Below are 25,990 nucleotides of genomic sequence, written 5' to 3'. Positions count from 1 at the left end.
TGACCGAAAGCGACGGTTCATCCCCGCTGGCGCGGGGAACACATATTGCGGCGCTCGACACCGCTGCGCAGGGTCGGTTCATCCCCGCTGGCGCGGGGAACACTTGCTCGGCCAGCCAGGCCTGGAATACTGGGTCGGTTCATCCCCGCTGGCGCGGGGAACACCAGGCACCAGGGCGTTAACCCTGACCGGTCAGCGGTTCATCCCCGCTGGCGCGGGGAACACGAGGGTCTAGAATTTCGGTCATGTTACGCGGCCGGTTCATCCCCGCTGGCGCGGGGAACACAGAACTATCCCGATAAGCCCGCCAAGCGCGGGCGGTTCATCCCCGCTGGCGCGGGGAACACGGCATTGAAGCCATCAGTAAAGACCGTGACGGCGGTTCATCCCCGCTGGCGCGGGGAACACACTTAGCGTAACCAATTGTTCCTAAAAGGAAAAATCGGGCGCTAAAAATCTACCAACTTTGCCTTGTTAAAGATCGCCCTTGCATCAAAGCAGATTCGGTGTGCTGCGCGCCAGCAGTGCCTCGACGTCGACACCGCGCGGCAGGGTGCCGTAGACGCGGCCACACCCTTCCAGGCGGCTGGCAATAAAGGCGTCGCTGACCACGCTGTTGCCGGCCTCCAGCAACAGCTTGGCCTGCAGTGCCACGGCCATGTTCTCGGTGAGCTGACGGGCGCGGTACTGGATATCGGCTGTGTCAGCGAAATCTGCCTTGAGCCGCTGGATGTGCGCCTTGAGGCGGGTATCGCCGTGGCCATCACCCAGCTCGGCGAACAGCGCATCGAGCACACCGGGTTCCTTGGACATAGCGCGCAGCACGTCCAGGCATTGCACGTTGCCTGAGCCCTCCCAGATCGAGTTGACCGGCGCCTCGCGGTACAGGCGCGGCATGATGGTTTCCTCGACGTAGCCCGCGCCGCCCATGCATTCGCTGGCCTCGTAGATCATTTCCGGCGCGCGCTTGCAGATCCAGTACTTGCCCACGGCAGTGACCAGACGGGCGAACTTGTCTTCCTGCTCGTCATGCGCGTGATCCAGCGCACGGCCCATGCGCATGCACAACGCCAGCGCGGCTTCGCTCTCCAGCGCCAGGTCGGCCAACACGTTCTGCATCAACGGCTGGTCGGCGAGGATCTTGCCGCCGACCTGGCGATGCGCGCAGTGGTGCGCGGCCTGGGTCAGCGCCTGGCGCATCAGACTGCTGGAACCGACCATGCAATCGAAGCGGGTCATGGCCACCATTTCGATGATGGTCGGCACACCTCGCCCTTCCTCACCGAGCATCCAGGCGAAGGCACCGCGATATTCCACCTCGCTGGAGGCGTTGGCCCAATTGCCCAGCTTGTTTTTCAGGCGCTGGATGTAGAACGCGTTGCGTGTGCCGTCCGGACGGTGACGTGGCAGCAGGAAACACGACAGGCCCTTGTCGGTATAGGCCAGGGTGAGGAAGGCGTCGCACATCGGCGCCGAGCAGAACCACTTGTGGCCCACCAGTTCGTAGCCCTGCCCCGGCCCGCCGAGGCCGATGGGATAGGCGCGGGTGGTGTTGGCGCGCACGTCGGTGCCACCCTGCTTCTCGGTCATGGCCATACCGATGGTCACGCCGGCTTTCTGCTCCATCGGCAGGTTGCGCGGGTCGTACTCGGTGGCGAGGATCTTCGGCAGCCACTGCTCGGCCACGTTGGGCTGCAGGCGAATGGCGGGCACGGCAGCGAAGGTCATGGTCAGCGGGCAACCGCTGGCCGCCTCGGCCTGGCTGTGCATGTAGGTCAGGCCGGCGCGAACGACATGGGCGCCGGCGCGTGGGTCCGCCCAGGGCAATGACGGCAGGCCGTGCTCGACGGCCGTGCGCATCAGCTCGTGGTAAGCCGGGTGAAACTCCACCAGATCGATGCGGTTGCCGTAGCGATCGTGGCTCTTGAACACCGGTTTGTTCTCGTTGGCAAGAAAGCCGGCCTGCATCAAGGCGCCGCCTGCGAGGCCGCCATAGGCGCTCAGGCGCTCGTCCGCCCAGGCGCCGCCGTAACGGTGAATCCATTCCTGCAACGGCAGGTCGAGGCGATAGAGGTTGGCGCCGTCCAGGCTCGGCACCTGGTTGAACACCTCGTGGGTTTCGGCATGCAGACTGGGTTTCATCGGATTGACTCCTTGGCGCCCACGGCACGCAGGCAGAAAGTGGCAAGGCTGGCGCTGACCTGCGCCAGCTCCAGCGTGGGTTGGCCCGCTTCGCGAGCGGCGCGAGCAGGTGGCGACAGCGGGCCGACCAGGGCCTCGGCAATGGCGCCGACCAGGCAGGCCGCCATCAGGCCGATCTGCTCGACGCGAAACTCGCCGGCACCGGCGCCCTCCTCCAACAGGTCGCTGAACAGTTCGGCGTAGGCCTCGCGATAGAGCAGGCGCTGCTCGTCGACTTGCGGATCGACCGGTTCGGCGATCAACGCGAAGGCCAGACGGCGGCTGTGCCAGGCGCGGGCAGCGAACTGTTCGAGGCCGACGCGCAGGCGTTCACTGGGGCTACCCGGTCCGCGCAAGGCGGCAGCAAGAGCATCCACCTCACGTTGGCTGGCGCTGGCGAAAACTTCGGCGGCCAGTTCACCCTTGCTGCGAAAGTGGCGGTACAGGCTGCCGGTGGCGATGCCGACATCGTCGGCCAGCGCCTGCATGGTCAGGGCTGCGAAACCGCCCTCGGCTACCCGCAGCAAGGCGCAGTCGAGAATACGCGCGCGCAACGCTTGGTCGCGGTCGAGTCGGGCTTCGGTGGTGCGATAAGCCATGATCTGAATCCTGATTCACTTGCTTGCAGTGAATCAGGATTCAGATCATGGCTAAAGGGGCGATCCGGCCAAATCTGCCGCCGAATCGGGAATGAGGTTGCTCGTACAACGCTGCACTTGTATGAGCCAGCTTGCTGGCGATCATCGATCTGACAGGCGCCAAGCATCGCCGGCAAGCCGGCGCCTGCAGGACGGAGCGACTTAAACCCTACGAAGCAGCATCAGACCGGCGCGGCGCCACCGGAAACCGTTGCCGGGCGGCACAGTACCCAGTCATGCAGCAGCACGCGCAACTCGTCGAATTTCACCGGTTTCGCCAGGTAGTCGCTCATGCCCGCAGCCAGGCAGCGTTCGCGGTCGCCACTGTGGCTGTGCGCGGTGATCGCCAGCACCGGCAGCTCGGCGCAGCCCGGCAGGGCGCGCAGGGCGCGGCAGGTGGCAAAACCGTCCATCACCGGCATCTGGCAGTCGAGCAGCACCGCATCCACCGTCTCGCTGCGCAGCAACTCGAGGGCCTCGGCGCCGTTGTCGGCGGTGCGCACGCGGTAGCCGAGCTTGAGCAGCATGCCGCGGGTCACCAACTGGTTGATCGCGTTGTCCTCGACGATCAGTACCGTGCACTGCTGCGCCTGCCGCTGCAGCGCGCCGCCCTGCGGCCGCGCCGGGCGCACGCCGATGACCTGCGGCTGCAGCGGCAGGGTCAGCGGCACGTCGAGACGAAAACGACTGCCCTGCCCCGGTTGCGACTCGTGACTGAGGACGCCGCCAAGCAGGTCGACCAGGTGCCGGCAGATTGCCAGGCCAATACCCAGGCCACCGTACTTGCGCGTCATGGAACCATCGAGTTGATGGAAGCGCTGGTAGAGGTCACCGTCGCCGGGTGCGAAACCGATTCCCGTATCGCTGACCACTACGCTCAGCGGCAGGTTGCTGCCCCCGCTGCCGGCACGGCCAACCTGCAGGGCCACGCCGCCCTGGCTGGTGAACTTGATGGCGTTGTCCAACAGATAGCCCAGCGCCTGTGCCAGCTTGGCCGCGTCCCCTTCCAGGGTGTCGGGCAGGCTGTCGTCCAGCTCCAGGGCGAACGTCAGCCCCTTGTCCTCGGCACGCACCGCATACTGGGCGCGCAGGCCATCGAACAGCCCGCGCAGGCTGAACGTCTCGCGCCGCGGATAGAGCTTGCCGGCCTGCAGCTCGGTGAGGGCGAGGATGTCGTTGACCATGCGCATCATGTCGCGCGCGGACGCCGCAGCGGTCTTCTGGTACTGCTCCAGTTCGATGTCCATCTTCACCGTCTGCATCAGCTCCAGCGAGCCGATCACCCCGTTCATCGGCGTACGCAGCTCATGGGTGACGGTGGCGAGGAATTCGTCTTTGAAGCGGTTGCTGTCGGCCAGTTCCTGGTTCAGCGTTTCGAGCTTGCGTCCGGCTTCCTGAAGGATGCGCGTACGTTCTTCCTTCATCGCATTGATGCGGTCGGCCAATGCCAGCGACAGCAGGCCCACCTCCAGCGCCGAGCCGATCTGGCTGGCGTACATGGTGAGAAAGACGTTGGGCAGGTAGCCCAGCACCATCAGCGTGTTGACGATGCCGCCGATGAGAAAGGCGGTCCAGGCGAAGATGAAGTAACGCGCCACACGCATACCGCGCAGCCAGGCGAGGATGCCAGCGGCGAAGATCACCACGGTGAACAGCAGGGCCAGGTAGGTGGCCAGACGCAATGCCGTGGCATAGCTGACGCTCAGCGCCAGGATCATCACCACGGCGCCGCAGGCCATGAGCAGCAGCAACAGGCGATCGACCCAGGGACTGTGTTCGCCAGTGTGCAGGAAGCTGCGGGCGAACTGGCAGCCGAACAAGGCGGCCGAGCCGATCAGAAATGGCGTCGCGGCATTGGCCCACCAGGGGCTGTTGGGCCAGAAATACTCGATGCCGGCCCCGTTGACCGAGACCTGATACAGGCCGAACGAGGCGATATAAAGGATGTAATAGAGGTAGCTGGTGTCGCGCACGCTGAGGAAGATGAACAGGTTGTAGACCAGCATCACCAGCAGCACGCCGTAGATGATGCCTAGCACGTAGATACGCGCGGGCTGCTCTTCCAGATAGGCGTTGGGCGCCCACAGGGTCAGCGGCGCCTGGATCGAGCCCTGGCTTTCCAGGCGCAAATAGATGCGTTTGTTCTGGTTAGGCTCGAGGTTCAGCTCGAACAGGTAATTGTTCTGCCGGATCTGGCGGGTGTCGAAAGGCAACGAATCGCCAGTGCGCTGAGCCAGGGCGAAACCGCCAGCCTCGTCGGGGAGGTAGAGCTCAAGGTGATCGAGCGGCGGGTAAGCCAGCTCCAGCAGCCAGTTGCGGTCCCCCTGTGCCTGGCGCGGCGCATAGTGCAGATCCAGCCGCAGCCAGAACACCGAGCGCGAATAGCCGGCGTTGAGCACGGGCTTGTCATGCAGACGGAAACTGCCTTGCACGGCCGGCGAGGCGACATCGTCGATGCTGGCGTCGCCGCGCACGTCCTCGAACACGTACATGCTCTGCCCCAGAGGCAGAGTGCGCATCTGTTCGTCGAAGGTAACGGCGCCCACAAGCGAGGAAAAAACGAGGCTCACGATGAGCAGGAGCAGCCGGTACATACGACTCCAAAACCCTGTCGGACAACGCCCAGGCCCCCATTAGCCCATCAGATGGCGCCGTCACGCACGGCAGACTTATATTCGAATCGCTCTACTCTAGGGACTGTTGGGACGCTTTTCCAGATTCAGACGGCAGTTTAAGCAGTGCTTCAGCGATGGCCTCGGCCAGATACTGCAGGGAAAACACGCCGCCATAGGTCCAGGTCGAAGGCATCGCGGCGAAGCGCTGCTCACGCACGAAGGGCATCGCCTGCCATAGCGGCGAGGCGAACAGCTGCGCCTGCTGGGTGAAGGGCTCGATATGCAGCACCACGCCCTCCTCGATGCGACCGAGTGCGGTGATGGGTACCTGAGTGATGCCCCAGGGGCTCGGCGCCAGCTCCATCGCCGGCTGCAGACCGAGCAGCGCCAGCGCATGTTGTGGCATGGAGTTGGGGCCATTGATGAAGGCGGCCGTCGGCGACGAGAAGCGAATCACCGTGACCGCCGGCATGCGCTCCCCATAGTGGGCCCGCAGCCGCTCACGCCATTGCGCCAGCTCGGCCTCCATCGCCTGCAAGCGCTGTTCGGCCAATGCCTCACGTCCCAGCGAGCGTGCCAGATCGAGAAACGCCTCACGCTGCACCAGCTGATTGTCATGCTGCTGGCTGAAGCCCTGATACACCTGAACCGGGGCGATACGTTCGAGCAACGGGCGAATGTCTTCCAGCAAAGGGGGGATGACAATCAACTCAGGCTGCAGCTCGGCCAGCAATTCGAGATTCGGCTCCAGGCGCGAACCGCTCGACGGCACGCCTGCGGGCAGCGTCGGCCGCACCACCCAGGCGCGGTAGTCGCCGGCATCGGCCACGGTCAGCGGGGTCACGTCGAGCATCAGCAGGTGTTCGGTGGCCTCCCAGCTCAGCGCCGCCACCCGCGGCGCGTCGCCGGCCCACACCGGCGCCAGCCAGAGCAGCAGCACGCTCAGCAGCCACTGCCTCATCCCAGCCTCCCGCGAATAAGCAGAAACACGAAATATCCGCCGCACAACACCGAAGCGACGATGCCCACCGGAATCTGCAGCGGGAAGATCAGGGTGCGGCCGAGCCAGTCCGCCAGCAGCATCAGCACCGCGCCCAACGCGGCCGCCAGCAGCAGTTGTGGCATCACCCGACGCGCGCCGAGCATCACCGCGATATGCGGGGCCAGCAGCCCCAGAAACGCCACCGGTCCGAGCAGGCTGGTGACAAGGGCACAGAGCAGCGCCACCAGCACCAGCAGCACCAGACGCAAGCGCGGCACGTTCAGGCCGCGGCTGGCGGCCACCCCATCGCCGATGCCGATCAGCGTCAGCGCGCGCTGAAACAGCAGCGCCAGGGCGCCGAACAGCAGCACGCCAAATGACAGCCACAACGCCTGCGCAGGCGTGGCGCGATAGGTGGAGCCGGCCAGCCAGCCGAGCAACGCGAACGAGTCCCCGGTGCCCTTGGCCAGCACGAACTGCAAAGCGGCATTGAGCAGCGCGCCGAGGGAAATGCCCAATAATGCCATCAGGGCCGGCGAATAGTGATGACGCCGGCCCAGCAGCATCAACACCACCAGCACCGCCAGGCTGCCGACGAATGCCGACGAATGCCGCCAGCGGCGCGACGGCGCCGAGCAACGCGCCACCGAAGACGGTCAACGCCACCATCACCGCCAGCGTGGCACCCGCGGAAAGGCCGAGGATATCCGGGCTGGCCAACGGGTTACGCAGCAGGCGCTGCAGCAGCAGACCGGAAATTGCCAGGCCGGCGCCGGCCGCAGCCGCAGTGAGCACGCGCGGCCAGCGTAGCGACCAGACCAGGGGCGACGGCCACTGCAGGTGCCAGCCATCGACACCACGCGCCAGCCCGAGCGCCACGGTCAGCGCCAGCAGGGCGAGGGCCGCAACCCACAACGCACTGCGCCAGCCGAAACGCTCGGCGCCGCGCGGTAGCTGCAGGCCACGTGGGTCTTCCGCTGCCAGATGGCGCCGCGCCAGCCACAACAACACCGGCGCACCGATCAACGCAGCCGCCGCGCCACTGGGCACCAGTTGGCCGCTGATACGATTGGCCAGCAGCGCCAGAGCGTCGGTGCCGAGCAGCAACAAGGCGCCGAGTAATGTGCTGTACAGCAGCTCGTCACGCGCCGTGCGGGCGCCAAGCATCTTCGCCAGATTCGGTGTGAGCAGGCCGATGAAACCGATCAGGCCGACCGCCGTGATCGACACCGAACACAGCCACAGCGCCGCCAGAAACAGCACCAGCATCACCGGCCACAGGGCCAGCCCGCGAGCCTGAGCAGCATCGCTGCCGAGCTGCAGCAGGCTCAAGGGTCGCGGCGCCAGCATCAGCAGCGGCAAGGCCAATAGCAGCTTGGGCCACAGCCACTGCACCCAGTGCCAGTCGATCTGCGCCAGATCCCCCGCGCCCCAGACGAACAAGCCCTGGGTGTACTGGTTGTTGATCAGCACCAGGCCAGCGGCCAGCGCGCCGAGCAACAGATTCATGGCCATGCCGCCCAGCACCAGCGGCAGCCCGCCGATGCCGCTGCGCCCGGCAATCAACAGCACCAGGCCGACCGCGACCAGCGCACCGAGCAGTGCCGCCCAATGCGCGTGACTGGCGGCGAAGGTCGGCACCAGCAGGGTGGCCAGCACCAGCCCGAGCCAGGCCCCGGACGAGGCGCCGATGGTCATGGGAGAAACCAGACGATTCTGTGTGATCTGCTGCAACAGACTGCCGGACAGCCCCAGCGCAGCGCCCGTCAGCAAGGCCATGCTCAACCTGGGCAAAGCCGACAGCTGCAACTGCAGAAGCTCGAAGCTGTACTCTGCAGAAGCGAGCATCGCCCACAGTTCGAACGGATCAAGATCGGCCGCCAACCACAGATGCAGCAACGCCAGGGCGAGCAGCCCAAGCAGCGTCAGAAGGTACCGTGACGGCGCCGAAACAGCCGCCATGCTCAGGCCACCACGGCAATCTTGCGGGCGCTGCCGGGCTGTTCGATCAGTTCGATATCGATGTCGTAGAGCTGGCTGAGCAAAGGCCCGCTGAGCAGCTCGTCCGGGCTGCCGTCGAAGAAAATCCGCCCCTGTTTGAGGGCTATCACCCGGTCGGCATGCCGTGCGGTGAGGTTGATGTCGTGGAGGATGGCGACGATGCCGCGCTCGCTGTCGCGGTTAAGCTGGCGCAGCAGGCCCATCAGCTCGTACTGATGGGCCAGGTCCAGCGCCGAGGTTGGCTCGTCGAGCAGCAGCAGCGGTGATTGCTGAGCCAGCAGCATGGCGATCCAGGCGCGCTGGCGCTCACCGCCGGAGAGACTGTCGGCCAGGTGCTCGGCGTAGTGGGCGACATCGGTCTGCGCCAGCGCCTCATCGACGGCCGCGTGATCCTCGGCGCGCCAGCGACCCAGCAGGCCGCGCCAGGGAAAGCGCCCCAGACGCACCAGCTCGCGCACGGTCAGGCCGGCGACATCGGGCAGATGCTGCGGCAGAAAGGCCACACGCCGGGCGAAGTCACGGGCGGAAAAATCGGCCAGGGTTCGCCCGTCCAACTGCAGCGAACCGCAGGTCGGCTCCAGCTGCCTTGCCAGCAGGTTCATCAGGGTAGATTTGCCCGAGCCATTGTGGCCGAGGATCACGGTAAAGCGATCGCCTTCAAGGTGCAGCTCGTCCAGGGCCAGTGTCACCCGCTCGCCACGACGCACCTCGATATCACGCAACGTCAGCATGCCTGAACCAGCTCCTTGGGCAGGCCAATCAGTGCCCGGCAATGGCCGGCACGCCAGGGCAGGCTGGGACGAATCACATCGAGCGGATGATGGAGATCTTGCATCGCGGTGAACCCGGACGACGACGGCTGTGGCGGAGGACGAATTTAATCATCGATACGCAGATGCATCAAATTATCATTCGCCACTAAAGACTCACACCGCACGGGGTTTGCGCACCAGCAAGGGGAACAACGCCGCCGTCAGCAGCAGGCCGGCAGCGCCGACCCAGAACGGCATGGCCTGGCCGTAATGGCTGACCAGCAGCCCGGCGCCGTAGGCCGAGCCCATGTTGCCCAGGCACTGGAAAATGTTGATCTTGCTGAAGTCCACCGCGTAATGCTCTGGCGAACTGAGCTCGAACAACAGAGCATCGAGGCGCACGGTAACCTGATACAGCGCCCAGCCGAACAACACGCGGCCGAGCAGGATCAGCCACTGATCGCCGAAACCCTGAATGAAGGTGGCCGCCGCGCCCAGCAACAAACCGGCCAGAATGCCGTCGCGGGTGTTGCCCTGCCTGGTCGCGTGGCGTCCCCACCACAGAGCCAACACGGCCACTGCGCCGGGCAATGCATAGACGAAGCCGGCAGCCATCTCGCTGTTCCAGTGCGCCACCTGCTGCCAATAGACGGCAAAGAACGGCCGGGTGACGTAACCGACGAAGTAGAACAGCAGCATCACCAGGCACAGCCGGTAGATGGCCGGCAGGCTGCGTGACGCGTTCTTCACCGGCGCCTCTTCGTTCGCCGGCTGCTCACCCGGTGCCGGCAGGTAGCCGCGCACCAGATGCATGCAGATGGCCATCTGGATGAAGTCGCCGGCGGCCATCACCAGGAATACATCGCCGATGTTCATGATCTGCAGGATCAGCCCGCCCAGCGCCGCGCCGAGAATGGCGCCGAAGTGCACCACCACCGACAGCGTGCCGATGGTCTGGGTGTGGTTGTCCTGCTGCTGCAGGCTCATCACGTAGGGGTACATCAGCAGGTAGCTGCCCTTGAACACCACCATCAGCAGCGACACCACCCAGAACAGCGGCAGCGAGTCGATGAAGTAGCAGGCAGCGGTCAGGCTACCGGCCATCAGCTGCGCGCTGATCAGAATCCGTACCGGGTGCACGCGCTTGGCCAGACGCGCCCAGAGCGGGAACACCGCCATCACCACCAGGCTGACCACCGCCAGATAGAGGCCGACATGCTGCTCCGGCGGATTGTCGAAACGCTCGGCGAAGTACTGCGGATAGAAAGGAATGATCAGGTTGTCGGTGATCACCGCCAGGGCGGTCATCATGATCAGGCAGGCACGCAGCGTCATCGAAGGCAGTCGGGCAAGGCGGCAGGGCCGCGCATGATGCCATCGACAAGCCCGCAAATACCAATACGGACGAGAATCAGAACGGCTAGCAGCCGGCATGCCATGCAGCGACCGACGGGCTGTTAGTGATAAGCTCGCGCACCATGAAAACGCCAAACTCCCGCCCCGTAGTGCTGTGCATGTCCGGTCACGACCCCAGCGGTGGTGCCGGTCTGCAGGCCGATATCGAAGCCCTGCTGGCTCAAGGCTGCCACGCCGCCCCGACGGTGACTGCCCTGACCGTGCAGGATACCGTCAACGTCTCCGACTTCCGTGTGCTCGACAGCGACTGGGTGTTGGCCCAGGCCCGTGCGGTGATCGCCGATATGCCGGTCGCCGCCGTCAAGCTGGGCATGCTCGGCTCGGTGGGGATGGTCGAAAACGTACTCGAAGTGATGAGCCAGCTGCCCGGCGTACCACTGGTCTGCGACCCGGTGCTACGCGCTGGTGGCGGCGGCTCGCTGGGCAAGGACGACGTCGGTTTCGCCATGCGCGAGCGCCTGTTCGCCGTGTCCACCATCGCCACACCGAACCTGCCGGAAGCGCGCATCCTCGCCGAACTGCCGCAAGGCAGCTCCGATGAATGTGCCGAGAAGCTGCTGCCCTTCATCGAGCACCTGCTGATCACCGGCGGTCATGGCGACGAAGCCGAGGTGCATAACCGCCTGTACTGCCGCGACGGCAGCCGTCACACCTTCACCTGCGCGCGCCTGCCCGGCAGCTACCACGGCTCCGGCTGCACCCTGGCCAGTACCCTGGCCGGTCGTCTGGCGCTGGGCGAGGAACTGGTCAGCGCCGTCAAGAGCGCCCTGGATTACACCTGGCGCACCCTGCGCGACGCCGAACAACCCGGCCACGGCCAGTACGTGCCGCGCCGACTGCCGCTGGACTTCGCCCAATGACTGCGGCGCTGCGCGGTCTTTACGCCATCACCGACACGCCGCTGCTGGCCGGCGGCAAGCTGCTGCCCTACGCCGAAGCGGCGCTGGTCGGTGGCGCGCGCCTGCTGCAATACCGCGACAAATCAGGCGATGCCGTGCGCCGTTTCGATGAAGCGCAGGCACTGGCAGAACTGTGCCTGCGCCACGGCGCCACGCTGATCATCAACGATGATCTGGAGCTGGCTGCACGCCTGGGCGTCGGCCTGCATCTGGGCCAGACCGACGGTTCACTGGCCGCCGCCCGCGCCCGCCTCGGTGCCGATGTCGTGATCGGCGGTACCTGCCATGCCCAGCTGGAGCTGGCCGAGCGCGCCGCCGCCGAAGGTGCCAGCTACATCGCCTTCGGCCGCTTCTTCAACTCCAACACCAAGCCTGGCGCTCCGGCTGCCACCGTGGAGCTGTTGGACGAGGCGCGCGCGCGCTTTGCCCAACCCATCGTCGCCATCGGCGGCGTGACCTTAGGTACCGCGCCAGGCCTGATCGCCCGCGGCGCCAGCATGGTGGCCGTGATCCATGCCCTGTTCGCTGCGGACTCCGCCCTTGAGGTGGAAGACCGCGCCCGCGCCTTTGCCGCGCTGTTCGACTGATTCGTTTCCAGAGAGACCTGCCATGTCCCGTTCCGAAATTCTCTTCGCCAACGCCCAGAAACACATCCCCGGCGGCGTCAACTCGCCGGTGCGCGCCTTCCGTAGCGTCGGCGGCACGCCGCTGTTCTTCAAGCACGCCGAAGGCGCCTACGTCGTGGACGAAGACGACAAGCGCTACGTCGACTACGTCGGCTCCTGGGGCCCGATGATTCTCGGCCACAGCCACCCGGACGTGCTCGACTCGGTCCGCCGCCAGCTGCAGCACGGCCTGTCCTACGGCGCGCCGACAGCGCTGGAAACCGAGATGGCCGAATTGGTATGCAGCCTGGTGCCATCGATGGAAATGGTGCGCATGGTCAGCTCCGGCACCGAAGCGACCATGAGCGCCATCCGCCTGGCCCGTGGCTACACCGGCCGCGACAGCATCATCAAGTTCGAGGGCTGCTACCACGGCCACTCCGACAGCCTGCTGGTCAAGGCCGGCTCCGGCGCCCTGACCCAGGGCGTGCCGAACTCCGCGGGCGTGCCGGCAGCCTTCGCCAAGCACACCCTGACCCTGCCGTTCAACGACATCGACGCCGTGGCCGAATGCCTGGCGCAGGTCGGCCAGGAAGTCGCGTGCATCATCGTCGAGCCGGTGGCCGGCAACATGAACTGCGTGCCGCCGGCACCGGGCTTCCTCGAAGGCCTGCGCGAGCAGTGCGACAAGCACGGCGTGGTGCTGATCTTCGACGAGGTGATGACCGGTTTCCGCGTTGCCCTCGGCGGAGCCCAGGCGCACTACGGCGTCACCCCGGACCTGACCACCTTCGGCAAGATCATCGGCGGCGGCATGCCGGTGGGCTGCTTCGGCGGCAAGCGCGCGATCATGGAATGCATCGCCCCGCTTGGCCCGGTCTACCAGGCCGGCACCCTGTCGGGTAACCCGCTGGCCATGGCCGCCGGCCTGACCACCCTCAAGCTGATCAGCCGCCCGGGCTTCCACACCGAGCTTAGCGACTACACCACGCGCATGCTCGATGGCCTGCAACAGCTTGCCGATGCTGCCGGCATTCCCTTCGTCACCACCCAGGCGGGCGCCATGTTCGGCCTGTACTTCAGTGGCGCCGACGACATCGTCACCTTCGCCGACGTGATGGCCAGCGACAGCGCGCGCTTCAACCGCTTCTTCCACCTGATGCTGGAAGGTGGCGTGTACCTGGCACCGAGCGCCTTCGAAGCGGGCTTCACCTCCATCGCCCACGGCGACAAGGAGCTGGAGATCACCTTCGCTGCCGCCGAACGCGCCTTCGCCGAGCTGAAAAAAGCCTGATGCAATACAGCACCGCCTTCAGTGATGCGTTGCTGGCGCTGGCCTGTGCCGTCTGCGTCTGGCTTATCGGTCGGGCGCGCAGGCGCTATGGCGAGGGTGATCAGCCGGCGCTGTTCTGCGCCCTGCTCGGCTTCCTGCTACCGGCCGCCGCCGCCAGCGTCGGCGTGATTCGTTACGGCTTCGACCCGAGCTGGCAGGCCGCGCACCTGTGGCTCACCCAGGCCAGCAGCTTTCTCGGCCTGCCTTTGCTCGGCGCCGCGGCATTGGCGCTGGGTCGCGGCTGGGCCTGGAGCCGGCCGAACTGGGGGCGCATCGTCCTGGGCCTGTGCGCCTTCTTCGAGCTGTTCCGGCAGATGGGCTACCTGGAGGACTACCGCCTGGCGCTGAATCTGGCCACGCTGGTGCTGATCCTCTATGCCGGCGCCGTACAATGGCCGCGTCGCGCGCCTGCGATCAGCGCAGTTGTGGTGGTGGGATTGTTCCTGCTGGCCGGCCTGGCGGTCGGCACCGAAGGCGTGATCGGACCGCTGCGCCGCATCGACCTGCTCCATGTGCTGCTCACGCCAGCTTACCCGCTGCTGGCCTGGCTGCTGCTGAGCCTGCCGGGCAGTGCGAAACAACAGACCGGGTAACAGGCTGTTGAAAAACGTAGGCGAGGCAGGCAAGACAAGGCAAAAACGGCCGAAAAAGCGCAGTTTACGTGCTGTAAATGAGCATTTTGAGGCCGGTTTTAACGCAGTATTGCCAACGCAGGTAGTTTTTCGACAGCCTGGTAAAGCCTTTGTAACAAGCGCGCGGTTTATTCCATAATGCGACGGTCGGCACGTTTTGCGCCGACCGGGCACGTCACCCGCCCTGAACTGCCGAGGTCCCGTTATCCAGATGAACCGCACCGGCCGCACCCTGTCCCTGGGCTGCCTGTTGCTTTTCCTCCCGCTGTTTGCATTCGCAGGCGGCAATTCGCTGTTGATCCCCGCCAGCGGCAGCTGCGCGCTGAACGCCTCCCCCGAAGAGATGCCTGATGCCCTGGCCAGCTGCCAGGAAATGGCACGAGCCGGCAACATGCAGGCGGCCTATGAGCTGGGTGAGTACTACTACGACGGCAAACGCACCCCGCGCGATCTAAAGCAGGCCCTGACCTGGTTCGAACGCGCCTCGCTGCAGGGCCACGCCGACGCGCAGTTGCGCCTGGGCACCATGTTCTTCCGTGGCGAAGGCGTACCGGCCAACAACGTGCAGGCTTACATCGTATTGAAGATGGCATCGGTCAATGGCTCGGACGAAGCCATGGACAGCGCCGACCTGGTATCGGCGCAGATGCGTCGCGATGAGCTGGAAATCGCCAGCCAGGTGCTGGGACAGATCTTCCGCAGCTACCTGCTGGAGCTGCAGACCGCCGAAGGTCGTTCGCCCTTCGCGCCGCTGCCCTAACCACGCAGGGTGGGCCGGGCGGCGATCCGCTTGAGCCGTAGGGTGGGCTTCAGCCCACCAAGTAGCATCTCGATACCGCTGGTGGGCTGAAGCCCACCCTACTGCTGGTGCACAAGGCGCATCCTTCGGCTCTGCGCTTACTTGTCCGGCATCGGCATGGGGAATGGCATCACGTTGCCGCCCCCCTTGGCCTCGCTGATTTTCGCCGTGCCCAGGCGCTCCACCTCGTCGATGCGGATGATCGCGTGCATCGGCACGAAGCTGCGCACCACACCCTCGAACTGCGCCTTGAGCTTTTCCTCGCTGGGGTCGACCACCAGTTGGCTGCGCTCGCCAAAGACGAACTCCTCCACTTCCAGAAAACCCCACAGATCGCTCTGATAGATCTGCTTGGCATACATCTCGTACACCTGTCCCTGGTTGAGGAAAATCACCTTGTAGATGGGATCGCGCTTGCTCATGAAGACTCGAAGTCAGGAAAAACGGGGCGCGCAGGATAGCACAGCGTCCCGTGAGAAGACCTTACGCCGCTGACTGGAATAACATGCAGCGTCTTTCAAGGAAGAGCCCATGCCCCATCATCTAACCTCATACGCGTTACCGCTCATCGTCCTTCTGACGCTACCCGCGTATGCAGTGGCAAACGATTGCTCGGCGCAAGCGCTGCAGCGTCCGCTGGTCAACGCCCTTTTCTCCCGCGGCGATTACCAGGGCGCCATCGCTCGCCTGGAGCAGGTCAAGCAGCGCCAGGATGCCTGCAGACTCGAAACCCTGGATGCCAATTGGTACTGGCTACGCAGCGATCTGTCTCTCGCCTACCTCAGGGCTGGCCGTGAACAGGACTGTATTGCCCTGCTCGGACCACTGATCGACAACCCCGCCAGCGCGCAGGATATCCAGCACAATCTGGAACATGAGAGCCGTCTACAACGCGCCTTGCAAACCAACCAGCGACTATGCGATGCCGCTCACGAAGAGCGCCTGAGCCTCTACAGAGCGCCACCTTGCCCGCAAACCGTGGAAGGAGCCCTGGCCAATGTCGTGGCGGCAGCGGATAGCTGCCTGGTGCTCATGCCCGCCGTGGGAGCAGGAAATTGCCCGCAACTGGAACAATGGCAGCACGGAAAACGCCAGCGCATCCTGCGCCTCGCAGAGACCGATGCCGATAGTCCGTTAGCCGACACGTCCCGCTGTTGCAGCATTCAGACGTTGCGTGTGGCCGAGAATGACGGCCAGTACCACCTGCGCCTGACCGGTGAAGGGCGCGACTGCTATGGCGGCAGCGCCTACGACCTGATCGATACGCTCTATCTGCTGCAAGGCGATGAACTGGTACCAGAGCAGGATTATTCACGCACACGCTGAGCGGTGGCGCCGCCCCTGGCACACGCCTATAATGCGCGGTCATTTTTTAACCAATTCAGACAGTGCCATGACCAAGAAGCTCTATATCGAAACCCACGGTTGCCAGATGAACGAGTACGACAGCTCGCGCATGGTCGACCTGCTGGGCGAGCATCAGGCCCTGGAGGTCACGGAAAAACCCGAAGACGCCGACGTCATCCTGCTCAATACCTGCTCGATCCGCGAGAAGGCACAGGACAAGGTGTTCTCCCAGCTCGGCCGCTGGCGCGAGCTGAAGCAGGCCAACCCGGATCTGGTGATCGGCGTCGGCGGCTGCGTAGCCAGCCAGGAAGGCGCGGCGATCCGTGATCGCGCGCCCTATGTCGATGTGGTGTTCGGCCCGCAAACCCTGCACCGCCTGCCGGAAATGATCGACGCTGCACGCCTGACCAAGACCGCGCAAGTCGACATCAGCTTCCCCGAGATCGAGAAGTTCGACCGCCTGCCCGAGCCACGCGTCGACGGCCCCAGCGCCTTCGTCTCGGTGATGGAAGGCTGCAGCAAGTACTGCACCTTCTGCGTGGTGCCCTACACCCGTGGTGAGGAAGTCAGCCGGCCGCTGGCCGACGTGCTGCTGGAAATCACCCAGCTCACCGACAAGGGCGTCAAGGAAGTCACCCTGCTCGGGCAGAACGTCAACGGCTACCGCGGCCCGGCACCGGACGGCCGTATCGTCGACTTCGCCGAGCTGCTGCATGCGGTGGCAGCCCTCGATGGCATCGAGCGTATCCGCTACACCACCAGCCACCCGCTGGAGTTCTCCGACGCGATCATCGCCGCTCACGCCGAGATCCCGCAGCTGGTCAAATACCTGCACCTGCCGGTGCAGTCCGGCTCCGACCGTATCCTCGCGGCGATGAAGCGCAACCACACCGCGCTGGAGTACAAGTCGCGCATCCGCAAACTGCGTGCAGCAGTGCCGGATATCCTGATCAGCTCGGACTTCATCGTCGGCTTCCCCGGCGAGACCGAAAAGGATTTCGAGCAGACCATGAAGCTGATCGAGGACGTCGGTTTCGACTTCTCCTTCTCCTTCATCTATAGCTCGCGCCCCGGCACCCCGGCCGCCGACCTGGTGGACGACACCCCAGACGAGGTGAAGAAGCAGCGCCTGGCCCTGCTCCAGCATCGCATCAACCAGAACGGCTTCGAGAACAGCCGGCGCATGGTCGGCACGGTGCAGCGCATCCTGGTCAGCGACTATTCGAAGAAGGACCCGGGCATGCTCCAGGGCCGTACCGAGCAGAACCGCATCGTCAATTTCCGTTGCGATAATCCGCGCCTGATCGGCCAGTTCGTCGACGTGCACATCGACGACGCCCTGCCCCATTCGCTGCGCGGTACTCTGCTGGATGCCAGCACCCTCAACTGAAGCCGTAATTGCCCACACTTTGCGTTGTGGGCGACCGGCGTTATGCTGCCTTTCCATACCCAGACAAGTGACGATCACACCATCACCTTGAACGCCTCTCTAGAACCTCATCGTTTCACCCTCGAACCTTTCGAGGCCCGCCGTTTCGCCAACCTCTGCGGCCAGTTCGACGAGCATCTGCGCCTGATCGAAGAGCGCCTCGGCCTGGAAATCCGCAACCGCGGCAACCAGTTCGAGATGCTTGGCAGCACCGAAAAAACCCAGGCTGCCGAGCAACTGCTGCGCAAGCTGTACCGCGAAACCAAAGCCACCGAGCTGTCGCCCGACCTGGTGCACCTGTATCTGCAGGAGTCCGGCGTCGAAGAGCTGGTCAACCCCAGCAACCTGCCGCAAGTCAGCCTGCGCACCAAGAAGGGCGTGATCAAGCCACGCGGCGCCAACCAGCAGCGCTACGTCAAGGCGATCCTCGACAACGACATCAACTTCGGCATCGGTCCGGCCGGCACCGGCAAGACCTACCTGGCCGTGGCCTGCGCAGTGGATGCGCTGGAGCGCGAGCAGGTGCGGCGCATCCTGCTGGTGCGCCCGGCAGTCGAGGCCGGTGAGAAACTCGGCTTCCTGCCCGGCGACCTGGCGCAGAAGATCGACCCTTACCTGCGCCCGCTGTACGACGCACTGTACGAGATGCTCGGCTTCGAATACGTGGCCAAGCTGATCGAGAAGCAGGTGATCGAGATCGCGCCGCTGGCCTACATGCGTGGCCGCACCCTTAACAACAGCTTCATCATTCTCGACGAGAGTCAGAACACCACCGTCGAGCAGATGAAGATGTTCCTCACCCGTATCGGTTTCGGCTCCACCGCCGTGATCACCGGCGACATCACCCAGGTCGACCTGCCGCGCGGCACCAGGAGCGGCCTGGCGCACGTCATCGAGGTGCTGCGCGACGTGCCCGGCATCAGCTTCACCCACTTCAAGCCCAAGGACGTGGTGCGCCATCCGCTGGTGCAGCGCATCGTCGAAGCCTACGAGCGCCATGACGCGCGCCTGCACGGCAAGGTCGACAACAACGATGCTTGAGCTCGATCTGCAACTGGCCACCGACGGCCAGCATCCGGATGAAACGCAACTGCGCCGCTGGTGCGAACTGGCCCTGCGCCAGCGCACTGCCGACTCCGAGCTGACCATCCGCCTGGTCGACGAGGCCGAAGGCCGCGAGCTGAACCACACCTGGCGGCACAGGGACTACGCCACCAACGTATTGTCCTTCCCCGCCGAGATTCCCGACGGCATCCTCGACATTCCGCTGCTGGGTGACCTGGTGATCTGCGTGCCGGTGGTCGAGCGTGAAGCCGCCGAGCAAGGCAAGACACCGCAGGCGCACTGGGCACACCTGGTGATCCACGGTTGCCTGCACCTGCTGGGCTATGACCACATCGAGGAAGACGAAGCCCTCGAGATGGAAGAACTGGAACGACAATTGCTCGCCGAACTGGGTCATCCCGACCCGTACGCGGACGACGAATCTCCTATTGATAAGGACCCCGAGTAAAACGCCATGAGCGAAGACCGATCGAGCAACGAGCAGAAGTCCTGGTTCAACAAGCTGACCCAGGCTTTTGCTCATGAGCCGAGAAACCGCCAGGAACTGCTGGAAGTCCTGCGCGAAGCCCACCAGAACAAACTGCTCGACAGCGAAGCGCTGGCCATCGTCGAAGGCGCCATTCAGGTCGCCGACCTGCAGGTACGCGACATCATGGTGCCGCGCTCGCAGATGATCAGCATCAAGGCCAGTCAGAGCCCGCGCGAATTCCTGCCCGCCATCATCGACGCCGCGCACTCGCGTTACCCGGTGGTCGGCGAGAGCCTCGACGACGTCATCGGCATCCTCCTGGCCAAGGATCTGCTGCCGCTGATCCTGCAGGGCGACCAGCCCAACTTCAACATCAAGGATCTGCTGCGCCCGGCCACTTTCGTGCCCGAGTCCAAACGCCTGAATGTGTTGCTGCGCGAGTTCCGCGCCAACCACAACCACATGGCCGTGGTGATCGACGAATACGGCGGCGTGGCCGGCCTGGTGACCATCGAAGATGTGCTGGAGCAGATCGTCGGTGACATCGAGGACGAGCACGATGTCGAGGAAGACGGCTACATCAAGCCGCTGCCCTCCGGCGACTACCTGATCAAGGCGCTGACGCCCATCGACAGCTTCAACGAAACCTTCGACAGCCAGTTCTCCGATGACGAGTACGACACAGTCGGCGGCCTGGTGATGAGTGCCTTCGGCCACCTGCCCAAGCGCAACGAAGTCACCGAGATCGGCGAGTTCCGCTTCCGCGTACTCAACGCCGACAGCCGCCGCATCCACCTGCTGCGCCTGACCCCGGTCAGCCGCTGACGGCTGGTATCCGGGGATGGCCAGAGCGCCTCCCCGGATTGCATCCGGGCCAGGGAAACACTGAAAAAGCCGTCATACCCGCGCACGCGGGCATCCAGAACCTGCGAATCACCTGGGCACCCGCCTTCGCGGGAGTGACGATAGATGGCTTTTTAAGAACAGCCCTGGCACTTGCCGCCTGCCACTGCCTGCCCCTACCCTTGCGCCACCCCGCATCCAAGGATCTGCCCCATGTTGCAATGGATCACTCGCCCGGGCTGGCCCGGCCACCTGCTCGCCTGCGGCGCAGGCGCCCTGACCACCCTGGCGCTCGCCCCGTTCGATCTCTGGCCACTGGCCGTGCTGTCCATTGCCCTGTTCTATTTCGGCCTGCGCCATCTGCGCCCCGGCCAGGCAGCGCTGCGCGGTTGGAGCTACGGCTTCGGTCTGTTCGCCTCTGGCACCAGCTGGGTATACGTCAGCATCCATGACTACGGCGCTGCGTCGCCGGCGCTGGCCGGCATTCTCACCCTGGGTTTCGTCGCTGGCCTGGGCCTGTTCTTCGCCCTGACCGCCGCACTCTGGGCGCGCTGGATACGCCGCAGCGAGGCGCCGCTGGCCGACGCCCTGGCGTTCGCCGCGTTGTGGGTCGCCCAGGAAGTATTTCGCGGCTGGCTCCTCACCGGTTTTCCCTGGCTCTATGCCGGCTACAGCCAGCTCGACGGCCCGCTGAGCGGCCTGGTCCCGATCGGCGGCGTCTGGCTTTCGTCCTTCGTCATCGCCCTGTCGGCAGCGCTGATCATCAACCTGGAGCGCCTGCGCAAGCACAAACCGCGCTACGTCTGCGCCCTGCTCCTGCTGCTGAGCCCCTGGCTCGCAGGCCTGGCGCTGAAGGACCACAACTGGACGCGGGCAGCAGGCAACAGCCTGAGCGTGGCTGCGGTACAGGGTAACGTCGAGCAGAACCTGAAATGGGACCCGGCCCAGCTCAACGCACAGCTGGCGCTGTATCGCGACCTCAGTTTCAGTGCCGAGCGGGTCGACATACTGGTCTGGCCGGAAACGGCAATCCCGATACTCAAGGATCTGGCTCAGGGCTATATCGGCATGATGGATCGCTTCGCCCGTGACCGCAACACGGCACTGATCACCGGCGTGCCGGTGCGCCAGTCCAACGAGCATGGCGAGCTGCGTTATTACAATGCGATCACCAGCTTTGGCGAAGGTGAGGGCACCTACCTCAAGCAGAAACTGGTGCCGTTCGGCGAATACGTGCCACTGCAGGAAGTGCTGCGCGGCCTGATCGCCTTCTTCGACCTGCCGATGTCCGACTTCGCCCGCGGACCGGCCGACCAGCCACCGCTGCTGGCCAAAGGGCATCGCATCGCGCCATTCATCTGCTATGAAGTGGTCTACCCGGAGTTCGCAGCGGCACTGGCAGCGGACAGCGAAATTCTCCTGACGGTGAGCAACGACGCCTGGTTCGGCACCTCCATCGGCCCGCTGCAGCACCTGCAGATGGCGCAGATGCGCGCGCTGGAGGCCGGCCGCTGGATGATCCGCGCCACCAACAACGGCATGACCGTGGTGATCGATCCGCAGGGGCGTATCCAGTTCGGTTTGCCGCAGTTCGAACAAGGCGTGCTCTACGGCGAAGTGCTGCCAATGCAGGGGCTCACGCCTTATCTGCAATGGCGCATCTGGCCGCTGGCGATTCTCTGCGCGCTGTTGCTGGGCTGGGCGCTGCTGGCCAGTCGTATGGCCAAGACGCTTTAGATCCGGGCTACACGCTTTGCGTAGGAGCCAGCTTGCTGGCGATCAGTGCGGCCAGAATGCCCCCAGGATCGCTGGCAAGCCAGCTCCTACAGGAATCAGGCGCGCACTCAATCACGGCCGTAAATCAGCGGATAAGCCAACAAGCCGATCACTTCGTTGAGCAACTGACTGCTCTGCCAGATCACCCTCGACTCCGGCAGCCAGCCGCCCAGCGGACGCTCATAGCCGGCGCTGAGGTACCCCATCGGCGCGGTGATCACCTCGAAGCCAGCCTGCTCGAAACACCAGCGCGCCCGTGGCATGTGCCAGGCCTGGGTCACCAGCACCACGCGCTGCACCCCCTGCGCCTGCAACAGCTCGGCGCTCAGTTGAGCATTTTCCCAGGTGGTGCGGCTCTGCTCCTCCAGCCAGCGGATCTCCAGCCCATAATCGCGCCGCATCGCATCCGCCATCAGCGCGGCCTCACTGGGCGGCTGGCCGTAATGCAGGCCGCCGGTTGCAGCCAAGGGTAGAGCGGATGCTCGCGCCAGGCGAGCGGCGTAGCGCAGTCGTTCCAATGCCATCAGGCCGGGCTGATCGGTGCTGCCCCAGCCCGGATCGTTCTGCTCACGCCCGGCACCGAGAATCACGATGGCGTCGGCACGCTGCGCCAGCGTCGCCCATTGCGCCTCCTCCAGCACCGGCTCACGTTCGAGCAGTCCCGCCCCCCACTGCATCACCGCCGGCAGGCTCATCAGCCAGAGCCCGCCAAAACCCGTCGCGAAACAGGCCATCGCCAGTCGGGGAAACCGCCGGCGCAACCACCAACCCAGCAGCATCAGCAGCAGCAGGACGCCTGGTGGCATCAACAGTTGTTTGAGGATGTAGCGAATCGGCATCAGGCACCTCCTGGGCGCCCTAGCCTAGCAGGCCGCTGAAACCGCAGGCGACGCCTGTATGGATGCAGGAGGTAGAGCGAAGCAGGTAGCCCGAGCCGAGACCGCTAGCGGGGATGACCGCTACGAAACAACTTCGAACCACAGGCCTGACAGGCCTGGGCATGCAGGCCTCGCTGCCAGGCCACCGGCGTACCGCAGAGGGCACAACACAATGCCTGGCGCCGCTTGAGCAGCGGCTTGGTCTTGGCCAGCGGGCGAGCAGAGGGGCCCTTGCTCACCCGCACGGGCTGACGCTGAATAAGCGCCAGCTCCTCGGCCGCCGCATGCCAGCCCCGCAACCAGTGCAGGTCCCGATTGAGATAGGCACGAATCAGATCCAGCTCCGCCGGACTCAGGCCATCGAGCTCCAGCTCGCGCAGCGGCTCAGCATGCAGGCGACTGGCGGTATCGGCCTCCTCCAGCGCCAGGGCAAGCCGCTGCAGCAGTCGCTCGTAAAGGCCACCACCCCGTTCCGCTTGCCGTGCATCCGCCATCGAACACCTCGCGAGCCCCGACAACCGCGGGCCTTGAATAAAGCTTAGCGAAGGCCCCGCGCGCAGCCCGGCGCCGCGACAAACGGCGGACGCGGCACAATCTGGGTTTCCCTCGATAGACGGCGCTCATGTATGCTACGGCGTTTTCCGCAAGCCCCATTCCTTCAGCGCCAGAGCCATGCACGAACAGTACTCGCCCCGTGAAATAGAAGCCGCCGCGCAGTCCCACTGGGACGCGCAGAAATCCTTCGTCGTCAGCGAACAGCCTGGCAAGGACACCTTCTACTGCCTGTCGATGTTCCCCTACCCAAGCGGCAAGCTACACATGGGGCACGTGCGCAACTACACCATCGGCGACGTGATCGCCCGCTACCAGCGCATGCAGGGCAAGAATGTGCTGCAGCCGATGGGCTGGGACGCCTTCGGCATGCCGGCGGAAAACGCCGCGATGAAGAACCAGGTGGCGCCGGCCAAGTGGACCTACGAGAACATCGCCTACATGAAATCCCAGCTCAAGTCGCTGGGCCTGGCGATCGACTGGACGCGCGAAGTCACCACCTGCAAGCCGGACTACTACCGCTGGGAGCAGTGGCTGTTCACCCGCCTGTTCGAGAAGGGCGTGATCTACCGCAAGAACGGCACCGTCAACTGGGACCCGGTGGACCAGACCGTACTGGCCAACGAGCAGGTCATCGACGGCCGCGGATGGCGCTCGGGCGCGCTGATCGAGAAGCGCGAAATCCCGATGTACTACTTCAAGATCACCGCTTACGCCGAAGAGCTGCTGAGCAGCCTGGATGAGCTCGATGGCTGGCCCGAGCAGGTCAAGACCATGCAGCGCAACTGGATCGGCAAGAGCTTCGGTGCCGACATCGTGTTCGACTACGACGTCGCCAGCATCGGCGTGGAAGGCCAACTCAAGGTCTATTCCACCCGCCCCGACACCCTGATGGGCGCGACTTACGTCGCCGTGGCCGCCGAACACCCGCTGGCCCAGCGTGCCGCCGAAGGCAACCCGCAGATCGCCGCCTTCATCGCCGAATGCAAGGCCGGTTCCGTGGCCGAGGCCGACATGGCCACCATGGAGAAGAAGGGCCTGGCCACCGGCCAGTTCGTCATTCATCCGCTGACCGGCGACAAGCTGCCGGTATTCGTCGCCAACTACGTATTGTGGGGCTACGGCGAAGGCGCGGTGATGGCCGTGCCGGCGCATGATGAGCGCGACTTCGAATTCGCCAACAAGTACGACCTGCCGATCCAGCAGGTCTACGCCGGCGAGGGCAAAGACTACGACGCCAGCACCTGGCAGGACTGGTACGGCGACAAGGCCGGCCTGACCACCATCAACTCCGGCAAGTACGACGGCCTGGACTTCAGCGCCGCCTTCGACGCCATCGTCGGCGACCTTGAGGCCAGCGAGCACGGCGCACGCAAGACCCAGTTCCGCCTGCGCGACTGGGGCATCAGCCGCCAGCGCTACTGGGGCTGCCCGATCCCGATCATCCACTGCGACAGCTGCGGCGACGTACCGGTGCCGGAAGACCAGCTGCCGGTGGTGCTGCCAGAAGACGTGGTACCGGACGGCGCAGGCTCGCCGCTGGCGAAGATGCCCGAGTTCTACGAGTGCACCTGCCCGAAATGCGGCGCACCGGCCAAGCGCGAAACCGACACCATGGACACCTTCGTGGAAAGCTCCTGGTACTTCGCCCGCTACGCCAGCCCGAACTACGAGGGCGGCATGGTCGACCCGCAAGCGGCCAACCACTGGCTGCCGGTGGATCAGTACATCGGCGGTATCGAGCACGCCATCCTCCACCTGCTCTACGCACGCTTCTTCCACAAGCTGATGCGCGACGAAGGCCTGGTGTCGTCGAACGAGCCGTTCAAAAACCTGCTGACCCAGGGCATGGTGGTCGCCGAGACCTACTACCGCACCCTGGCAAACGGCGGCAAGGACTGGTTCAACCCGGCCGATGTCGAGGTCGAGCGTGATGCCAAGGCCAAGGTCATCGGCGCCAAGCTGAAGAGCGACGGTCTGCCGGTGGAAATCGGCGGCACCGAGAAGATGTCCAAGTCGAAGAACAACGGCGTCGACCCGCAGGACATGATCGATGCGTACGGCGCAGACACCTGCCGCCTGTTCATGATGTTCGCCTCGCCACCCGACATGAGCTGCGAATGGTCGGATGCCGGCGTCGAGGGCGCCAACCGCTTCCTGCGCCGCGTCTGGCGCCTGGCTCAGGGCCACGTCAGCGCCGGTCTGCCAGGCAAGCTGGATGTCGCCAGCCTGAGCGACGAGCAGAAGGCCGTGCGCCGCGCCATTCACCTGGCGATCAAGCAGGCCAGCAACGATATCGGCCAGCACCACAAGTTCAACACCGCCATCGCCCAGGTGATGACCCTGATGAACGTGCTGGAAAAAGCTGCCACCGCCACCGAACAGGACCGCGCGCTGGTGCACGAAGGTCTGGAGATCGTCACCCTGCTGCTGGCGCCGATCACCCCGCACATCAGCCACGAGCTGTGGCAGCGCCTGGGTCACGCCGATGCCGTGATCGATGCGCAGTGGCCGCAGGTCGACGAATCCGCTCTGGTGCAGGACAGCCTGACCCTGGTGGTGCAGGTCAACGGCAAGCTGCGCGGGCAGATCGAGGTACCGGCCAGCGCCAGCCGCGAGGACGTCGAGGCAGCCGCCCGCGCCAACGAGAACGTGCTGCGCTTCACCGAAGGCCTGAGCATTCGCAAGGTCATCGTGGTACCGGGCAAGCTGGTCAACATAGTCGCCAACTGATTAAGCTCGGCGCCACACGCGTGTGGCGCCGTGATCCGCCAAGGG

At 64.9% G+C, this 25,990-nt stretch carries 21 protein-coding genes, 2 pseudogenes and 1 CRISPR repeat array (1 of these 24 only partly in view); of the genes and pseudogenes, 12 read left to right on the top strand and 11 right to left on the bottom strand.

Annotated features, from left to right (window positions below; all coding sequences use genetic code 11):
* Positions 1–408: a CRISPR direct-repeat array (repeat unit 29 nt; unit sequence CGGTTCATCCCCGCTGGCGCGGGGAACAC) (it extends 231 nt beyond the left edge of the window).
* An 84-nt stretch (positions 409–492) separates the two neighbouring features.
* The 8 genes and pseudogenes from BLR77_RS15160 to BLR77_RS15130 form a co-directional block, all read right to left on the bottom strand.
* Complete coding sequence (locus tag BLR77_RS15160) at positions 493–2,142, bottom strand: acyl-CoA dehydrogenase family protein (protein ID WP_074679194.1); 1,650 nt, start codon at positions 2,140–2,142, stop codon at positions 493–495.
* Entirely contained in the window at positions 2,139–2,780 is a 642-nt protein-coding gene (locus BLR77_RS15155) for a TetR/AcrR family transcriptional regulator (protein ID WP_074679192.1), read from the bottom strand. The genes BLR77_RS15160 and BLR77_RS15155 overlap by 4 nt, the downstream gene beginning before the upstream one ends.
* Positions 2,781–3,001: 221 nt before the next feature.
* Positions 3,002–5,413, bottom strand: a complete 2,412-nt coding sequence (locus tag BLR77_RS15150) for a hybrid sensor histidine kinase/response regulator (RefSeq protein WP_074679190.1) — start codon at positions 5,411–5,413, stop codon at positions 3,002–3,004.
* Between the two features lie 91 nt (positions 5,414–5,504).
* A pseudogene (locus BLR77_RS25815) lies at positions 5,505–6,314 on the bottom strand (ABC transporter substrate-binding protein); the annotation flags it as partial.
* 77 nt (positions 6,315–6,391) lie between these two features.
* The gene (locus BLR77_RS25810) at positions 6,392–6,988 is read right to left on the bottom strand and encodes an iron chelate uptake ABC transporter family permease subunit (RefSeq protein ID WP_274379658.1); all 597 of its coding nucleotides are present in this window, start codon (positions 6,986–6,988) and stop codon (positions 6,392–6,394) included.
* Positions 6,989–7,115: 127 nt separating this feature from the next.
* Positions 7,116–8,264: pseudogene (locus BLR77_RS25805) on the bottom strand (iron chelate uptake ABC transporter family permease subunit); the annotation flags it as partial.
* A gap of 116 nt (positions 8,265–8,380) precedes the next feature.
* The gene (locus tag BLR77_RS15135; RefSeq protein WP_074679186.1) at positions 8,381–9,148 is read right to left on the bottom strand and encodes an ABC transporter ATP-binding protein; all 768 of its coding nucleotides are present in this window, start codon (positions 9,146–9,148) and stop codon (positions 8,381–8,383) included.
* A gap of 195 nt (positions 9,149–9,343) precedes the next feature.
* Positions 9,344–10,504, bottom strand: a complete 1,161-nt coding sequence (locus tag BLR77_RS15130) for an MFS transporter (RefSeq protein WP_074679184.1) — start codon at positions 10,502–10,504, stop codon at positions 9,344–9,346.
* A gap of 143 nt (positions 10,505–10,647) precedes the next feature.
* Between BLR77_RS15130 and BLR77_RS15125 the strand changes: the two genes are divergently transcribed.
* The 5 genes from BLR77_RS15125 to BLR77_RS15100 all read left to right on the top strand — a co-directional run bounded on the left by BLR77_RS15125 (position 10,648) and on the right by BLR77_RS15100 (position 14,814).
* Complete coding sequence (locus tag BLR77_RS15125) at positions 10,648–11,445, top strand: hydroxymethylpyrimidine/phosphomethylpyrimidine kinase (protein ID WP_074679182.1); 798 nt, start codon at positions 10,648–10,650, stop codon at positions 11,443–11,445.
* Positions 11,442–12,071: a thiamine phosphate synthase gene (gene thiE, locus BLR77_RS15120; protein WP_074679180.1), complete on the top strand. Its 630-nt coding sequence runs from the start codon at positions 11,442–11,444 to the stop codon at positions 12,069–12,071. The genes BLR77_RS15125 and thiE overlap by 4 nt, the downstream gene beginning before the upstream one ends.
* Before the next feature lie 22 nt (positions 12,072–12,093).
* Positions 12,094–13,383: a glutamate-1-semialdehyde 2,1-aminomutase gene (gene hemL / locus BLR77_RS15115; protein WP_074679178.1), complete on the top strand. Its 1,290-nt coding sequence runs from the start codon at positions 12,094–12,096 to the stop codon at positions 13,381–13,383.
* Positions 13,383–14,015: a DUF6962 family protein gene (locus tag BLR77_RS15110; RefSeq protein ID WP_074679176.1), complete on the top strand. Its 633-nt coding sequence runs from the start codon at positions 13,383–13,385 to the stop codon at positions 14,013–14,015. Before hemL ends, BLR77_RS15110 begins: the two co-directional genes overlap by 1 nt.
* Before the next feature lie 250 nt (positions 14,016–14,265).
* On the top strand, positions 14,266–14,814 hold the full coding sequence (locus BLR77_RS15100; protein WP_074679172.1) for a tetratricopeptide repeat protein: 549 nt from the start codon (positions 14,266–14,268) through the stop codon (positions 14,812–14,814).
* Positions 14,815–14,951: 137 nt separating this feature from the next.
* Here the strand turns inward: BLR77_RS15100 and BLR77_RS15095 are convergent, their stop codons facing one another.
* A complete protein-coding gene (locus tag BLR77_RS15095; RefSeq protein WP_013717157.1) occupies positions 14,952–15,275 on the bottom strand; it encodes a DUF1820 family protein in 324 nt (107 codons plus the stop codon).
* A 109-nt stretch (positions 15,276–15,384) separates the two neighbouring features.
* On the opposite strand from BLR77_RS15095, the gene BLR77_RS15090 reads away from it, so the two are divergent.
* From BLR77_RS15090 to lnt, 6 genes are all read left to right on the top strand, one after another.
* Positions 15,385–16,179 carry a hypothetical protein gene (locus BLR77_RS15090; protein ID WP_074679170.1) on the top strand — a complete coding sequence of 265 codons (795 nt, stop codon included), beginning with the start codon at positions 15,385–15,387 and terminating at the stop codon, positions 16,177–16,179.
* 67 nt (positions 16,180–16,246) lie between these two features.
* Positions 16,247–17,590, top strand: a complete 1,344-nt coding sequence (gene miaB / locus BLR77_RS15085; protein ID WP_074679168.1) for a tRNA (N6-isopentenyl adenosine(37)-C2)-methylthiotransferase MiaB — start codon at positions 16,247–16,249, stop codon at positions 17,588–17,590.
* Positions 17,591–17,677: 87 nt separating this feature from the next.
* Positions 17,678–18,670 carry a PhoH family protein gene (locus BLR77_RS15080; RefSeq protein ID WP_074679553.1) on the top strand — a complete coding sequence of 331 codons (993 nt, stop codon included), beginning with the start codon at positions 17,678–17,680 and terminating at the stop codon, positions 18,668–18,670.
* Positions 18,663–19,142: an rRNA maturation RNase YbeY gene (gene ybeY, locus BLR77_RS15075; RefSeq protein ID WP_074679166.1), complete on the top strand. Its 480-nt coding sequence runs from the start codon at positions 18,663–18,665 to the stop codon at positions 19,140–19,142. Before BLR77_RS15080 ends, ybeY begins: the two co-directional genes overlap by 8 nt.
* A gap of 6 nt (positions 19,143–19,148) precedes the next feature.
* On the top strand, positions 19,149–19,988 hold the full coding sequence (locus BLR77_RS15070) for an HlyC/CorC family transporter (RefSeq protein ID WP_074679164.1): 840 nt from the start codon (positions 19,149–19,151) through the stop codon (positions 19,986–19,988).
* Positions 19,989–20,219: 231 nt separating this feature from the next.
* Complete coding sequence (gene lnt / locus BLR77_RS15065; protein ID WP_074679162.1) at positions 20,220–21,743, top strand: apolipoprotein N-acyltransferase; 1,524 nt, start codon at positions 20,220–20,222, stop codon at positions 21,741–21,743.
* A gap of 107 nt (positions 21,744–21,850) precedes the next feature.
* On the opposite strand, the gene BLR77_RS15060 is transcribed toward lnt, so the two are convergent.
* Both BLR77_RS15060 and BLR77_RS15055 read right to left on the bottom strand, forming a co-directional pair.
* On the bottom strand, positions 21,851–22,621 hold the full coding sequence (locus BLR77_RS15060; protein ID WP_074679160.1) for a YdcF family protein: 771 nt from the start codon (positions 22,619–22,621) through the stop codon (positions 21,851–21,853).
* Positions 22,622–22,725: 104 nt separating this feature from the next.
* On the bottom strand, positions 22,726–23,154 hold the full coding sequence (locus BLR77_RS15055) for a hypothetical protein (RefSeq protein WP_074679158.1): 429 nt from the start codon (positions 23,152–23,154) through the stop codon (positions 22,726–22,728).
* Positions 23,155–23,332: 178 nt separating this feature from the next.
* On the opposite strand from BLR77_RS15055, the gene leuS reads away from it, so the two are divergent.
* Positions 23,333–25,945, top strand: coding sequence for a leucine--tRNA ligase (leuS, locus tag BLR77_RS15050; RefSeq protein WP_074679156.1), 2,613 nt, complete (start codon positions 23,333–23,335; stop codon positions 25,943–25,945).
* Positions 25,946–25,990 lie beyond the last annotated feature (45 nt).

This window comes from Ectopseudomonas alcaliphila, assembly GCF_900101755.1.
Lineage (GTDB): Bacteria > Pseudomonadota > Gammaproteobacteria > Pseudomonadales > Pseudomonadaceae > Aquipseudomonas > Aquipseudomonas alcaliphila.
This window is presented reverse-complemented; position numbering and strand designations above follow the sequence as displayed.